Annotated in this window: 15 protein-coding genes; 7 read left to right on the top strand and 8 right to left on the bottom strand. The window is 46.7% G+C overall.

Annotated elements, in window-relative coordinates:
- Nucleotides 1-32 precede the first annotated feature (32 nt).
- A complete protein-coding gene (locus ACMXYX_RS17285; RefSeq protein ID WP_415889678.1) occupies nucleotides 33-620 on the top strand; it encodes a DUF1415 domain-containing protein in 588 nt (195 codons plus the stop codon).
- Here the strand turns inward: ACMXYX_RS17285 and ACMXYX_RS17280 are convergent.
- Nucleotides 617-1,516: a LysR substrate-binding domain-containing protein gene (locus tag ACMXYX_RS17280; RefSeq protein ID WP_415906327.1), complete on the bottom strand. Its 900-nt coding sequence runs from the start codon at nucleotides 1,514-1,516 to the stop codon at nucleotides 617-619. The two genes, ACMXYX_RS17285 and ACMXYX_RS17280, sit on opposite strands and share 4 nt — an antisense overlap.
- 113 nt (nucleotides 1,517-1,629) lie before the next feature.
- On the opposite strand from ACMXYX_RS17280, the gene ACMXYX_RS17275 reads away from it, so the two are divergent.
- Nucleotides 1,630-2,178, top strand: coding sequence for a pyridoxamine 5'-phosphate oxidase family protein (locus tag ACMXYX_RS17275; protein WP_415906326.1), 549 nt, complete (start codon nucleotides 1,630-1,632; stop codon nucleotides 2,176-2,178).
- A gap of 11 nt (nucleotides 2,179-2,189) precedes the next feature.
- Nucleotides 2,190-2,786 (top strand): glutathione S-transferase family protein, encoded by a 597-nt coding sequence (locus tag ACMXYX_RS17270; RefSeq protein WP_415906325.1) that lies wholly within the window; start codon nucleotides 2,190-2,192, stop codon nucleotides 2,784-2,786.
- A 17-nt stretch (nucleotides 2,787-2,803) separates the two neighbouring features.
- Here ACMXYX_RS17270 and ACMXYX_RS17265 read toward each other — a convergent pair whose 3' ends face one another.
- From ACMXYX_RS17265 to ACMXYX_RS17240, 6 genes are all read right to left on the bottom strand, one after another.
- The gene (locus tag ACMXYX_RS17265) at nucleotides 2,804-4,309 is read right to left on the bottom strand and encodes a diguanylate cyclase (RefSeq protein WP_415906324.1); all 1,506 of its coding nucleotides are present in this window, start codon (nucleotides 4,307-4,309) and stop codon (nucleotides 2,804-2,806) included.
- A 132-nt stretch (nucleotides 4,310-4,441) separates the two neighbouring features.
- On the bottom strand, nucleotides 4,442-5,173 hold the full coding sequence (gene phoU, locus ACMXYX_RS17260; RefSeq protein WP_415886298.1) for a phosphate signaling complex protein PhoU: 732 nt from the start codon (nucleotides 5,171-5,173) through the stop codon (nucleotides 4,442-4,444).
- Between the two features lie 18 nt (nucleotides 5,174-5,191).
- Complete coding sequence (pstB, locus tag ACMXYX_RS17255; protein ID WP_415882890.1) at nucleotides 5,192-6,025, bottom strand: phosphate ABC transporter ATP-binding protein PstB; 834 nt, start codon at nucleotides 6,023-6,025, stop codon at nucleotides 5,192-5,194.
- 23 nt (nucleotides 6,026-6,048) lie between these two features.
- Nucleotides 6,049-7,737: a phosphate ABC transporter permease PstA gene (gene pstA, locus ACMXYX_RS17250; RefSeq protein WP_415906323.1), complete on the bottom strand. Its 1,689-nt coding sequence runs from the start codon at nucleotides 7,735-7,737 to the stop codon at nucleotides 6,049-6,051.
- A 27-nt stretch (nucleotides 7,738-7,764) separates the two neighbouring features.
- Entirely contained in the window at nucleotides 7,765-10,038 is a 2,274-nt protein-coding gene (locus ACMXYX_RS17245) for an ABC transporter permease subunit (protein WP_415906322.1), read from the bottom strand.
- A gap of 144 nt (nucleotides 10,039-10,182) precedes the next feature.
- The gene (locus tag ACMXYX_RS17240; protein ID WP_415882887.1) at nucleotides 10,183-11,154 is read right to left on the bottom strand and encodes a PstS family phosphate ABC transporter substrate-binding protein; all 972 of its coding nucleotides are present in this window, start codon (nucleotides 11,152-11,154) and stop codon (nucleotides 10,183-10,185) included.
- Between the two features lie 223 nt (nucleotides 11,155-11,377).
- Here ACMXYX_RS17240 and ACMXYX_RS17235 point away from each other — a divergent pair, with 223 nt between their 5' ends.
- From ACMXYX_RS17235 to ACMXYX_RS17225, 3 genes are read left to right on the top strand one after another with little or no spacing between them, the layout of a single operon-like run.
- Nucleotides 11,378-11,779: an acyl-CoA thioesterase gene (locus ACMXYX_RS17235; protein ID WP_415882886.1), complete on the top strand. Its 402-nt coding sequence runs from the start codon at nucleotides 11,378-11,380 to the stop codon at nucleotides 11,777-11,779.
- Between the two features lie 49 nt (nucleotides 11,780-11,828).
- Complete coding sequence (locus ACMXYX_RS17230; RefSeq protein WP_415906321.1) at nucleotides 11,829-12,326, top strand: hypothetical protein; 498 nt, start codon at nucleotides 11,829-11,831, stop codon at nucleotides 12,324-12,326.
- Nucleotides 12,327-12,369: 43 nt separating this feature from the next.
- Nucleotides 12,370-12,723 (top strand): GFA family protein, encoded by a 354-nt coding sequence (locus tag ACMXYX_RS17225; protein WP_415882884.1) that lies wholly within the window; start codon nucleotides 12,370-12,372, stop codon nucleotides 12,721-12,723.
- Between the two features lie 161 nt (nucleotides 12,724-12,884).
- Here the strand turns inward: ACMXYX_RS17225 and ACMXYX_RS17220 are convergent, their stop codons facing one another.
- The gene (locus tag ACMXYX_RS17220) at nucleotides 12,885-14,114 is read right to left on the bottom strand and encodes a nucleoside recognition domain-containing protein (RefSeq protein ID WP_415906320.1); all 1,230 of its coding nucleotides are present in this window, start codon (nucleotides 14,112-14,114) and stop codon (nucleotides 12,885-12,887) included.
- Nucleotides 14,115-14,336: 222 nt separating this feature from the next.
- Between ACMXYX_RS17220 and ACMXYX_RS17215 the strand changes: the two genes are divergently transcribed.
- Entirely contained in the window at nucleotides 14,337-14,939 is a 603-nt protein-coding gene (locus tag ACMXYX_RS17215; RefSeq protein ID WP_415906319.1) for a fasciclin domain-containing protein, read from the top strand.
- Nucleotides 14,940-14,942: the final 3 nt, after the last annotated feature.

Raw genomic sequence — 14,942 nt, 5'->3', positions numbered from 1 at the left:
ATTGACGGGTCAGCTGGGGTAAAATGGTGGCTATGACGACTGATAAATTCTCTTTTCCAGCAGCGCAGGCAGAACAGTTAACTCAACAATGGGTTGAGGCGATTGTGGTTGGCCTAAATCTATGTCCCTTTGCGGCACCTGAAGTGCGCAATCAGAGCATTCGTTACGCGGTATCTCATGCCCGTGTGATGACCGATGCAGCGCAAGATTTCCTTGCTGAGCTGGCTAAAATTCAGGACTCGCCTGAAGAAGAGTTATCCACAACCTTAGTTGCGTTTACTGAGACGGCGGTGGATTTTGAGTCGTTTCTGGATCTGTTAGATCTCTGCCAAACAATGCTTGAGCGCGCGGGCCTAGCCGGTGTCTTCCAACTGGCGAGCTTCCACCCTGATTACTGTTTCTCTGGGGTTGAAGCGGATGACATTACCAACTGGACCAACCGTGCGCCGTTCCCAACCATTCACATTATCCGTGAAGGGCAGATGAGCCGCGTGCTGGTGCACTATAAGAACTCAGATGAGATCCCTGAGCGCAATATGGCGTTGATGGAAACCATGGGGCGTACTGGCTTAATCGAGCGCTTCCCACCCCTTGCCCAATACTGGCCTGTAGAGTCCTAATCGCTCTGTAAGCGTTGCTGTAATCGTGGTCGTGCCCACTCAATAAAGGCGCGGCTTCTAGACGATAAGCGGCGTGAGTGAGGATAGACCAGATTGACCGGAATCGATGGGCTTTCAAACTGCTCGAGAACCGGGGTCAATTGACCCGTTCTGATACACGGATTCACTTGATAACTTAAGAACTGCCCGAAACCGCGACCCTCTCTACATGCATCAACGGCAGTTTCTACATGGTTAGTTTTAAAGCTACCCTGCACATTGATTCTGTATTGCTGGCTACCCTCAGTAAATCCCCAAGTGGCGTGAGATCTAAGCGCGGTGAGGTGAATACAGTCGAGCTGCTCTAATTCATCTGGGTGATTCGGCAGCCCGTACTCTGCAATATGGGCGGGGCTTGCACAGACTTTATATCGCACTTCGCCGACCTGTTTCGCGATCAGGGTAGAGTCGGGAAGGGGGCCGATACGCAGGGCGATATCCATCCCTTCCTCGATCAAATCGACCACACGATCCAAAAGCAGCAGTTCTACTTCCATCTCTGGATAGGTATCTAAAAACTCATTAATCACAGGGCTGAGATGTAGGCGGCCAAAGGTTTGTGGTGCAGTGATCCGAATCACCCCTTTAGGGATCGTTTGTTGCTGGCTGAGGGCATTTTCAGCATCTTCTACCTCCAGCAATATCTGTCGGCAGCGCTGACAGTAGTCATCGCCTTCTTCGGTTAGGCTGAGGCTACGGGTGGTGCGATAGAGCAACTGAGCACCGAGTTCTTTCTCTAGTGCCGCCAGCGTTCGGACCACCGAAGATTGGGACATGGATAGCTTTTCTGCTGCTGCACTAAGGCTGCCGCAGTCGACGATTTTGACAAATACCGCCATCGCTTTGAGTTTATTCATCCCTGCAGATTAATGCATAAAGTGCATTATTGAAATCTAGTTTGCTCTATTTATTGCGTTATCTGTTTTTTACATAATGAATGACATGATCAATGTTTAAGCAAGGTGTTCTCATGGCCCATCGTTTTAGCGACATAACCTTTACCGAGTCTGTACTGGCGATGCAGCAGCGTTTTGGCAGTTATGAGAAGTCTGCTGTGGTACGCCAGCGAATGCCTGATTTTGATCGTTTCACCGAGCGTGAAGCCGACTTTATCCAAGCGCGGGACAGCTTTTATATGGCGTCAGTGGGGGAAGATAGCTGGCCCTATATTCAACACCGCGGTGGTGAGGCTGGCTTTCTACAGGTGTTGGATGAAGCGACCTTAGCTTTTGGAAATCTAAGTGGTAATGGTCAGTATCAGAGCTTAGGCCATTTTTCCAAGAATGATAAAGTAGCGCTATTTTTAATGGATTATCCCCATCGTCGGCGCTTAAAGATCTTAGGCCGGGTCAAGCTACTCTCGGTTGAAGAGCATTTAAAACTCTATGCAGATCAGATGGAAAGTTCGGCCAAAGCGGAATCGTTTATTCATATTAAACTGGAAGCGTTTGACTGGAATTGTTCCAAGCATATTACCCCTAGGTTCACGGTAACTGAGTGGGCGCGGGAATCAATTTAAGGAGAATAAGAATGAAACTGTATGATTTGGAACCTTCAGGTAACTGTTACAAAGCGCGACTGTTTGCCTCCCTCACCAATATTCCGCTAGAGCTGGTGGCAGTGGACTTTTTGGCGGGTATGCATAAGCAATCACCAGTAATCGATCTTAATCCGTGGGGTGAGTTACCGGTGCTAGAGGATGGTGACACGGTACTGCGTGATTCCCATGCAATCTTGGTTTATCTAGCGCAAAAGTACGCAACACCAGAGTGGTATGGCAACTCCCCAGAGGAGCAAGCTGAGATTCAGCAGTGGTTATCGACTTCGGCAAATGAAGTACAGAATGGCCCAGGTGCTGCACGCTTAGTCGATAAATTTGGTTATGACCTGAATAAAGACGCGACGCTGGTGGTGGCTGACAAAATTCTTGGGCTTTTAGAGTCTCATCTAACTAATAACGATTGGTTAGCGTTGAATCGTCCGACGATTGCTGATTGTGCAGTGATGCCTTATGTAGGTTTAGCTTGGGAAGGTGGAATTAAGTTGGAAGATTTTCCGCAGATTGGCCAGTGGATTGATCGCATTAAAGCGCTACCGGGCTTTATTCCGATGTCTGGCCTAGAGTAATCTGGCTTAGAGGATTTCTAGCTTAGAGTGACTTGGTTACGGCCATTCTCTTTGGATTGATAGAGAGCTTGGTCGGCCAACTCAATAAGCTCATGCGGCGAGCCTCCTTTAGAAGGATTAATCGAGGCTACGCCGGCACTGATCGTGGCGGTATTTCCTGTACTGGAAAACTTATGTTCGATCTTAAGCTCGGCAATTGCAGATCGGATTCTCTCTGCAATTAGTTGCGCGCCATCAATATCTGTCTCTGGCAGAATCACGGCAAACTCTTCACCGCCATAACGACAGACCATATCTTGCGCCCGTTGAATGGAGGCTTTTATGGTTTGCGCGATTGTACGTAAACAGCCATCACCCGCCAGATGGCCATAACCATCGTTGAACAGTTTGAAATGGTCGATATCTAGCATGATCAAGGATAAGTTTCGTTTAGAACGCTGTGCACGACGCCATTCCGTTTCAATATTGCGTTCAAACTCACGGCGGTTATTGACCTGAGTTAGACCATCAACACGAGCCGAGCGAGCCAGTTGATCCTGAGACTGTTTTAGCTGCATCAGAATTTTAATGCGTGACTGAATAACGGCAGGCGCACGGTTTAGCACGAGGAAATCTGCGGCTCCTGCTTGATAAGCATCCAGCTCTAGCTGATCCTCAACCTGCTGGCTAAGGAACGCAATCGGCAGCGGGAACTCATCTTTGCTTTTGGTCACCTCTTCGCAAAGTGTGAACATATCCGACCATTGATTCTCTGTGCCTAAGAGTAAGAGGTCAGGCGCATCTTCATGCAGTAAATTTTTCAGCTCTTTCAAATTAGCGGGGAGCAGGATGTTGTAGTCGTTGCGCAAGATAGCGATCACCGGCCAGACGATTTCGATACTGTGATCGCAGTAGATGGCGATAGTTTGTTGCTCCGAGCGCGGGCAACCTTCACGATGTTGATCTTGAGAGTCGATCTCTTTGCCCTTAAAGAAAGCTTTAAGATCTTCAGGGCTAGGTAAACCTAGCGAGATACGGCCATCATCAGCGCAGATCACTGGGATACGTAGGTTGAAATCACCTTGCTCCCACGCGGTTTGCCAATCGATCAGTTTATTTTCCTGCGGCTCTTCGATATCCAACTCGGTCGGTAAACCAGCTTCCATCAAACAGTCATAGATAACTGATACATCTGCGATATCTTTACCTTCGACCCAAAGAGCGCGGTAGAGTAAGCGACGTAGAAGGATCGATTTTTCAACATCATGCTCAGCCGCTTCGATTACACAAAGGCTGGCAAAGTGACTGTCACTTCGAGCCTTAGGAAGCGCGACTTCAATATTAGGTACACGGCTACGAACCACAAACACTTCACTGGCGAGTTCGGCCTGACTTTCAGCTGTTTTATTAAAAATCGCGATATTAGGTGCGTGCTCAACTAAGCGCCAATCTACTTGCTGCAAAAGACCAAACTGATGCAACTGCTCATGCAATGCATAGCAGAAAGGGCAGTTGAGGTCGGCGTATACAGTGTATTGCAGCATGGGAGCCCTAGTTGATATATGAGTCATATAAGTATCGACCAATATTCGAATAACTTTGGCGATTAATACAAAAAAAGCAGCCTAATTAGGCTGCTTTTTATAGTGATAAAGCTTATTAAACAGGAGGTTAGATTAATCTTCGTCGCCTGGTTTAACGGCTTTTTTAATCTGCTTAAGGCTACCGTGACGAACATCGGTACCACTCACTAGGTAGATCAGGTGAGCAGCCATCGCGCGTGCATGTTCAGAGATACGCTCAAGGCTACGTAGAACCCAGATTACGTTCATTACGCTAGAGATAGAGCGAGGATCTTCCATCATGAACGTTGCTAGAGAACGCATTGCAGAGCGGTATTCCTGGTCTACAGATTTGTCCATTTTCGCAACACGGTAAGCAAGATCTGTATCGTTGCGCGCAAACGCAGTTAATACGTCTTTAACCATTTGGCGCACAAGATTACCGATATGACGGACTTCCTGATAACCGCGTGGTGATTCGCCTTCTTCAACCAATTCAATCGCATGGCGGCAGATACGTGCAGCTTCATCACCCATACCTTCTAAGTCAGATACCGCTTTGGATACGGCGATAATCAGACGCAGGTCACTTGCAGCAGGCTGGCGCAGTGCAATGATCTTAGTGCATTGTTCATCGATCATCACTTCCATGTCGTTAGTCTGCTTATCAACTTTGCGAGACTGTTCCGCTAGTTCTGCATCGCTGTTAAGTAGGGCATCGATACAGTCGTGTACTTGACGCTCTACAACACCACCCATGGTTAGCAAATGGGTTCTAATTTGCTCTAGTTCTTCATTAAACCGAGCTGAGATATGCGTGGAATAATTTTCAGTATTTAGTTCCATGATCTGATTCCTTCCCCATTAACCGTAACGGCCAGTAATGTAGTCTTCAGTTTGTTTCTTAGCTGGATTAGTGAACAAGGTATCTGTTACACCAAACTCGATAAGATCACCCATATACATAAAAGCTGTGTAATCAGATACACGCGCAGCCTGTTGCATGTTGTGGGTTACGATCACGATCGTGAAGTCTTTCTTCAGTTCGTGGATCAGTTCTTCAATCTTCAATGTAGAGATTGGGTCAAGTGCAGATGCTGGTTCGTCCAACAGCAGAACTTCTGGTTTTACCGCAATCGTACGTGCGATAACCAAACGCTGCTGCTGACCACCGGACATGCCTAGTGCACTCTCGTGTAGACGGTCTTTAACTTCGTCCCAAAGTGCAGCAGATTTAAGTGCCCACTCAACTGTTTCGTCGATAACGCGCTTTTTAGTTACGCCCTGAATACGCAGGCCATAAGCAACGTTTTCGTAGATAGATTTCGGGAATGGGTTTGGCTTCTGGAATACCATACCCACGCGACGACGTAGTTCTGCGATATCAACGCTGCGGTCGTAAATGTTGTTATCATCCAGCAGGATCTGACCTGTGATGCTGCAATCATCTACTAGATCGTTCATACGGTTGAAGCAGCGTAGTAGTGTTGATTTACCACAACCAGAAGGACCGATAAACGCAGTAACGCGGTTCTTAGGGATGTGCATGTCGATACCGTGAAGCGCTTCGTTATCGCCATAGCTCAATTTAAGGTCTTTAACCTCAAGAGCCATTGTTTCTTCTTCAAGGTTCAAAATACGGTTATCTCGTTGCATTGTAGAGATATCAATTGCGTGTGTTTTAGCTTCGCTAGTCATTGTAGCAACCTTTAAAAATTCTATTACATTTCAAGCGCTTTGTATTTTTCACGTAGGTGGTTTCGAATCGCGATTGCAGACAAGTTAAGTGCTGCGATTACTGCCACCAACAAAAACGCTGTTGCGTATACCAGCGGACGTGCCGCTTCAACGTTCGGGCTCTGGAAACCAACATCATAGATGTGGAAGCCCAAGTGCATAAATTTCTGATCCAAGTGTAGGAACGGGTAGTTCATATCCAATGGCAGACTTGGTGCTAGCTTAACTACACCTACCAGCATCAGCGGTGCTACTTCACCTGCTGCACGGGCAATCGCTAGGATCACACCGGTCATAATCGCTGGGCTAGCCATTGGGATTACAATCTTCATTAGGGTTTCGAACTTCGTCGCACCTAGTGCCAAAGAACCTTCACGAACCGCACGTGGGATACGTGTTAGGCCTTCTTCTGTTGCTACGATCACAACTGGAACTGTTAGCAGTGCAAGTGTGATAGAAGCCCACATTAGACCTGGCGTACCAAAGGTTGGTGCTGGTTTCGCTTCAGGGAAGAACGCGTCATCTATGTGACCACCCAAGAAGTAAACGAAGAAACCTAGACCGAATACACCGTATACGATTGACGGTACACCCGCCAAGTTGTTTACAGCGATACGGATAACGCGCGTTACAAAACCTTGTTTCGCGTATTCACGTAGGTAAACCGCAGCTACAACACCGAATGGCGTTACGATCACAGACATGATGATAACCATCAGTACTGTACCGAAGATTGCTGGGAATATACCGCCTTCAGTGTTCGCTTCACGTGGATCTGTACTTACGAATTCCCAGATCTTAGAGAAGTAGTGAAGGATCTTGCCGCCTAGGCCCATATCGTTTGGTAGGAAAGCACGCACAACGTGTGCAACTTTGAACTCTACGATTTTGCCGTTTGCGATCTCAGCAACCACAGTGTCACGGTTAAATTTTTCGTAAAGAGCGAGTAGATCACCTTGTAGACCTTCGTACTCTGCATCTAGTGCAGCACGCTTCTCTTCAATCTCTTTGTACTGAGCTGGGTCCGTTACATTTTTAAGCTGTAGAGAACGCTCTTGCAGACGTAAACGCTCCAACTTGTAGTTGATAGAGCCAATACGGTCTTTTTCGATATCTTCGATGTCACTGTGGATATCTAGCGCACGCTCGATACGGCTTTCTAGAAGTGCCCAAAGTGCGAGGTACTCGTCAGTTTTTTCGTAACCTTCGTAGCTAGAAACCAGTTTGCCATCTTCTTTGATGCCACGTAGGTAACCGTAGAAGTTACCCCATTCACGACGCTCAGCAGTGAATAGCATTTCTGGTTTAGAAGGATTTTTAATGAAGTCTTCCAGAACCCAGATGAAGTCAGTACCACCGTGGTCACGGTTACCGACTTTCATCAGGTTACGCTGCATGCTCTCAACACCTTCCGGTACGGCTACGCCACTATCGCGTAACTGAGCTGCAGGGACATCTTCAGTTTGGACTTTTTCACCGATCAGGGTAACGCTGTTTCCCTTATCAACATAAGTCGCTTGGATAACATCTGCAGGCCAGAAGTGACCCAAACCGCGAATTGCGATAAGAGTCAGCAGACCTACAACCATGATCAAACAGATCGCTACGGCACCGGCATTAAGCCATACCCAAGGTGCGCCGGATTTTGACCATTCAGTAAAAGACTGTCGCATTACTATATTTCCTCAATCAGGCACAAATTACAGAGAGCCGTACTTCTTACGTAAACGCTGGCGTACAACTTCCGCCACGGTGTTTACGAAGAAAGTGAACAAGAACAGTACGAACGCTGCCAGGAATAGAATACGGAAGTGGGTACTACCAACTTCAGATTCCGGCATCTCTACTGCAATGTTTGCAGCCAGAGTTCGCATACCCTCAAAGATATTCACGTCCATGATTGGCGTGTTACCGGTTGCCATCAGTACGATCATGGTTTCACCTACAGCACGACCCATACCGATCATCACTGCAGAGAAGATACCTGGACTCGCTGTTGGCATTACTACGCGTACCAGTGTCTGCCATGGTGTAGCACCTAGTGCTAGGGAGCCGTAAGACAGGTGTTTTGGTACAGCGAAGATCGCATCTTCAGTGATAGAGAAGATCGTTGGGATAACCGCAAAGCCCATCGCGATACCAACTACTAGCGCGTTACGCTGGTCGTATGGAATGCCTAGCTCTTGAGTTACCCAGTAACGCATTTCAGTACCGAACAACGCTTGTTCTAACCCTGGAGCGACCCAGAAGCTGAACATTGTTGCGATGATTACAACAGGGATCAGTAGTGCTGCATCCCAGCCATCTGGCACTAAATAGCGAACCGCTTTAGGTGCACATGCCCAAGCATAAGCAAAAGCGATAATGGCAGCAGGTACGACCAAGAGGGTGACAAAGATCCCCGCGAGGTTTACCTCCATAAATGGCGCTAACCATAGACCTGCTAGGAAGCCCAAAATTACCGTAGGCAGTGCTTCCATCAATTCGATGAAAGGTTTTACCTTACGGCGCATTGACGGCACCATGAAGTAAGCTGTGTAGATCGCACCACAGATCGCTAGCGGCGTACCTAGAAGCATGGCGTAGAACGCTGCTTTTAAGGTGCCGAATGCTAATGGCATTAAGCTGTATTTTGGCTCGAAGTCGTTGGTAGAAGCGGAAGACTGCCAAGTGAACTCAGGCTCTTGGTAACCTTCGTACCAAACTTTCTCCCACAGTGCGCTCCAAGAGATCTCTGGGTGTTCGTTGTGAACCGCCCAAAGCGCTAACTTACCATCCTGTTCAACCAATAGTGCGTTAGAACGAGGTGATAGAGCGATCATATCTACATTGCCTTGAGCAACGGCAGCTGTAAGTGAGTTACGTGATGCTGTTGTGCTGTAGAAATCGATAACGCCTTGGTCCGAAACCGTTACAAAACCTTTGCGGCGGTGCTCAATAGAGATGCTGCTGATTGGTGAAGTACCGTTTTCGAAGCTGCGAATCTGGCGCATTAGCCATTCGCCTTTCTCGTTACGAACCAAGAACCACTGTGAGGTCACGCCTTTATCGTCAGAGATAAGTAGGGAGTTACCACCAATCAGTAGTTCAAAAGAGGTGATCTTATTTTTGGTCGTCTCGATTAGCTGAGTAACTTTAGGGCCACCGTCTGCTTGCATATCAACGATGCCCAACTTGCCGCCTTCACCAGAGATCATCATCCAACGACGATCTGGCATCAGCAGTAGTTTCTCAGCTGGGATGTTCATATTTGGAAGCGTAATGCGGTTAGTGTCCGCTTCTACTTCCTCAGTAATCAGGTTCTCGGTTAGGGAAACTTCAGTCGCAGCGATGTTTGCTGCCTGACCACCGATAAGTGTCCATTCTTCCTCTTCACCATTGATTGCAAGTAGCTCAAGTGGTGAATCGCTTACCTGAATCAGTTCAGAACCTAGTGGGTATTCCACTTCTGGCGTGATAACACGTACGCCATCAGGGTAAGTAGAACGGTATTTGTGTTTGAAGACCTGCGCCTGACCGTTGCTGTAACCCAAAGCGAAAATACCGCTATATTCAGAAGCTAGAGCAAAGCTGCTAACTGTTGCACCTTCTGGAATATTGGCAGTTTCTGTTTTGATTACGTTACCGTTGCGGCTGTTAAAAAACACCAACTGACCAAGATCTGTAACACGCAGAGCGATCTCTGTTTGTTCTTCCATTGTCAGATAAAGTGTCTTGCCGTCACCGGGAACAGTGTAAGGGGCAATTTCCTGTCCATTTTTCTGCCAAGGTTCGATGCTGGCAGATTCGAACAGCGGTGCTACTTCATAAAGTAGATAAAAGAAGATCAGAAGGATTGCAACAATAACGCTGATACCACCAAATGCGATACCACCTGAAGCAAGTTTATCCTTCAACGCACGTATGTTTCTGTGTCGCTTGGCCGACGCGGTATTAAAATCCAGGTCGGACGTTGCAGTGTTTTCTGTACTCATGGCACATAGGTCTCGGAAGTTTACTAAGAAGACGGCGCATACAATATGAAAAGTTTGTTACATCTGTATTACAGTGACTGTCATAAACGAAAAAAGGGGGCCAAAATGGCCCCCTTTTTCCTAAGATCAGATGATCAAGACATATTACATGCCTAGCGCTTTCATCTGCTTCTCTACAACTGCCGCTGGTAGTGGGATGTAGCCGTCTTTAACTACTACTTCCTGACCTACTTTAGACATAACCATTTTCAGGAACTCTTTCTCCAGAGGAGCTAGAGGCTGACCTGGTTTCTTGTTTACGTATACGTATAGAGAACGAGCTAGTGGGTACTTGCCGTTTAGCGCGTTTTCAGGAGTTGCTTCTACGAATGCGCCGCCATCTTTCTTAGTAAGAGGTAGTGCACGTACAGATGCAGTTTTGTAACCGATACCAGAGTAACCTAGTGCATTAAGAGAAGTAGATACAGACTGTACTACAGATGCAGAACCTGGCTGCTCGTTTACGTTGTTCTTGAAGTCGCCTTTACATAGAGCTTTCTTCTTGAAGTAGCCGTAAGTACCAGATACTGAGTTACGACCGAACAACTGGATGCTCTTATCAGATAGGGAACCTGCTACACCAACATCACCCCAAGTTTTAGCGTCTGCAACAGCGCCACACTTACGAGTAGAAGAGAAGATAGCGTCAACCTGGCTGATAGATAGACCTTCAACTGGGTTATCTTTGTGTACGAATACTGCTAGCGCATCGATTGCTACAGCAACAGGCGTTGGCTTGTAACCAAACTTTTTCTCGAATGCAGCGATCTCTTTGTCCTTCATCTTACGAGACATAGGACCGATGTTAGAAGTACCTTCAGTTAGCGCTGGTGGCGCAGTAGAAGAACCAGCCGCTTGAATCTGAATGTTAACGTTCGGGTAGTTACGCTTGAACTCTTCAGCCCAAAGCGTCATTAGGTTAGCTAGTGTGTCGGAACCTACAGAAGAAAGGTTACCAGAAACACCAGAAGCCTTAGAGTAAACTGGTAGGTTCTTGTCTAGCAGGTCAGATGCGTTTGCAGCTACACAAGTTGCGGAGATAGCAACAGCAGCAAGCAGCTTTTTCATAGGTTTCATGTATAGGCTCCAAAGAGTCTTAAAATTAGATATATGAGTTAAGATGCGAACACTATAATTTTCTTAAATGACAAAAGTGTGACACTTAGAAAAGAATTTTTACGTTGTACATATTCAGGGTATTAGCCTTTTGTATTAGAGTAAGCTGACTAATAAATACAAAATTCACAGTTTCTATCATTACCCTAAGGAGTGGGGATGGCAGTAAAGGAGGGGTAATCCCATGGAGCATGTCGAGGAAAATAGCCATCAGCCAGCAGGTGAACTAAGCTTACTTCTGCCGGCTTCAAGCGATGCTACCAACATGTTTGGCGATGTTTATGGTGGTTGGGTATCCGCTAAAATTGTACAGGCTGCCGAAATTTATGCGGCTAAATTATCTAAGGGCCGTGTCTCTACAGTATCGGTTGGCCAGATGGAGTTTTTATCTCCAGTACTAGAGGGAACTATTATGTCCTTCTACACTCAATTGATTGAAAGTGGCCGCAGCTCTTTGCGAATCCACGTTGAAGCTTGGGGTTGTTGCCCTGATGGCAGCGAACTAAGAAAAGTAACCGAAACCGAATGTGTGCAAGTTGCCATTGATGGCCATGGACATATCCGCGATCTGGCGGTTGCCATATAAGCGGCTATAGTTACTTCTAAGATCAACCATAACAACAAGGATGTTTAATATGGCTCATGCAGATCCGTTACCTATATACGAACAACTATCTGAAACTGACAGTGTGATTGTGCAGGCAAATGACTTTGCCTTTCGCCGATCTTGCTTAGACGCGTATGAAGCGGCGTTAAAATTCTGCTTAGCAGAGTTGCACTTACCCAACTTATTAGATGAGGACTCGATGCACGCAGTTGAGCGCTATATCGCTCGACACTTCGCGGAGTTTTCGTTGGGTACCCAGCAAGGTTTAAGTCAGGCGCCAGCCATTTGGCAGGCTTATCACAGCGCTTGGCCGCAACTGTCGGCCTCAGAAAAACAGGCCTTTGGCTTTACCGTTTTATCTTTAGTGTTTGGTGAAACAGTTGCTGCTGAAGCGGTCGGGTATGCAGGTGCTTCTGCACCGGCAACCTTGCAAGCCTTTGATATTGATGCCATGAGCCATGATGTCATTTATAACGGCATAGGTCAGACAGAACCGGATGGTAGCCTTTTAATAGACGAGAGCTAGCATTGTTTCCGACCTTTGCTTAAACCAAGTGGAGGCGAGTGCTATGCCGGTGTATCAAGGCAGTTGCCATTGCGGCAACGTTAGATTCAGTTTTCATGCCCCAGAGATTGTCGAAGGTGTGCGTTGTAACTGCTCTATCTGCCAGAAGAAAGGCGCAATGATGGGTAACTTTGTAGTCGACCCTAGCGATATCGATATTCAGGTATCGGATGATTCCTTGGCAACTTATGAGTTCGCGACCCATATCGCCAAACATCATTTCTGTAAGCAATGCGGTATCTATACTTTCCATCAAACCTTGCGTAAACCCGGTCATTACCGCGTGCATCTAGGCTGTGTCGATGGTGTGGATGTGTTGGCACTACCTTACGAACTGATTGATGGTGCTTCTTTGTAAGTTAAGTTTATTAGCCGAAGAACCAGTAACCCACAGTAATTGCGGCGATGATTCCTGCTAAATCGGCGGTTAAGCCGCAAGCAATGGTATGGCGAGTGTTTATGCCCGAGGTATAGAGTCTATAAGTATTCAAACTTTGGTTTTCTTCTGTTCTAGAAGTATTAACCGAAGAACCAGTAACCTACCGTGATAGCTGCGATTATCCCAGCCAAATCGGCAGTAAGGCCGCAAGCGATGGCATGACGGGTGTGCCTGATGCCAACCGCACCAAAATACACGGCCAGTACATAGAAGGTGGTTTCAGTTGAGCCTTGGACAACCGAGGCTAGGTAAGCTGCGAAAGAATCGACACCATGGGTATTCATGGTTTCCAGCATCATTGCCCGGGCGCCAGAGCCGGAAAATGGCTTCATAATCGCAGTGGGCAGTGCATCAACAAAGCGGGTATCGGCGCCAAAGCTGGCAAAGCCTTCACGTAGTAACCAGATAAACCCCTCTAACGCGCCACTTTCCCTAAGTACGCCAATCGCCACCAGCATGGCGAGCAAGTAAGGAATAATTTTAATCGCGACTTCAAATCCCTCTTTGGCGCCATCAATAAAGGTTTCGTAGATATTTACCCCTTTAAAGTGTGCGATACAGAGAAAGCCAATAATCGCTGAGAAGATCATTAAGTTACCCACTAGCGATGATTGCCGTTGTAGCTCGTCGATCGTTAGTGTTGTGAAATAGCCGATAAAAGCGAGTAAAAGGGCTATAAATCCGCCGATATAGAGCAGAGTAACTCTTTCCCATAAACGGATCTTTTGCACAAAACTCACCGCCAATAAGCCAGCAAGTGTCGAGCAGCAGGTCGCAATTAGAATAGGGATAAAGACCGACGTAGGGTCACTTGCTCCTTGTTGCGCTCGATAGAGAAATACTGTGATCGGGAATAGCGTTACCGAGGAGGTGTTCAGTACCAGAAACAAAATCTGGGCATTAGTCGCTGTATCTTTATGTGGGTTTAAACTTTGTAGATCACGCATCGCCTTCAAACCTAAAGGCGTGGCGGCGTTATCTAAACCTAGGACATTGGCCGAGAGGTTCATGGTCATTGAGCCCATGGCTGGGTGACCTTTTGGCACTTCTGGCATTAAACGGCAGAAAAGCGGACTTATCCCACGTGCAAACTTATCCACAAGCCCAGAACTTTCCGCCAGTTTCATGATACCCAGCCAAAAGGCGAGGGTACCGATCAAGCCTATGGATAATTCCACTGATAGTTTCGACATATCAAAGGTCGACTGAACCAAACGCTGGAATACTGCGGAATCATCTAGCCAGAGCCACTGATAGAGGGCTGCGCTAAAAGCGATTAGAAAAAAACTTAGCCAGATGCGATGAAGCATAAAAACCTTTTTAAATTTATCGCAATATCAGGGAGTTAAGTGGAGCCATTAAAAATAAGAATATTCTATTCACAGGCATAAAAACAGAAAAAGAAAATTTTGTTGTACGTTTTTTGATCTGCCTTTCAAAAACCTCCGTAGCACTGATTACGATGCACTTAAGCAAAATCTCATTGAGGCAGTAGAGGGCCTGCTTAAGGAATAAACGCGAGGAGAAGAACAATGAAAATTATAAAAACACTGGCCTGCTTTCTACTAGCTGTACCATTAATGGCGACCGCAGGTTCCTATTCAATGAAGAAAGATATTGTCGATGTCGCTGCGGGTAATGAGAGTTTCTCTACTTTAGTGACGGCGCTGAAAGCTGCTGACTTAGTCGGTGCCCTACAAGGCGATGGCCCCTATACGGTGTTTGCGCCTACCAATGAAGCGTTCGCCAAACTACCAGAAGAAACGTTGGCTGACCTGTTAAAGCCTGAGAACAAAAAAGATCTACAAGCGGTACTTACCTACCATGTAGTTGCCGGAAAAGTAGATGCAAAAACTGCGATGGGTTTAAGTGCAGCACCTTCCCTACAAGGTGAAAATATCGCGATCAGCTTAGCTGGTGGTAATGTGATGATTAACCAGGCGACTGTAGTTGCGGCAGATGTGGATGCTAGCAATGGCATTATCCATGTGATTGATACCGTAATTTTGCCACCATCATTGCTACAAGCGGCTGAAATCAATCGTATGACTGAAGATAACCCAACCGCTGCGGGTGCTAATCAGCAAACATTTAATATGAATTGGGAAAAGATTCAGAATCCGACTCTGAATTAAGTA

This window comes from Neptuniibacter sp. QD72_48 (assembly GCF_047778065.1).
GTDB lineage: Bacteria > Pseudomonadota > Gammaproteobacteria > Pseudomonadales > Balneatricaceae > Neptuniibacter.
Note: the sequence above shows the minus strand (reverse complement) of the source record. Positions and strands in the feature narration are given on the sequence as shown.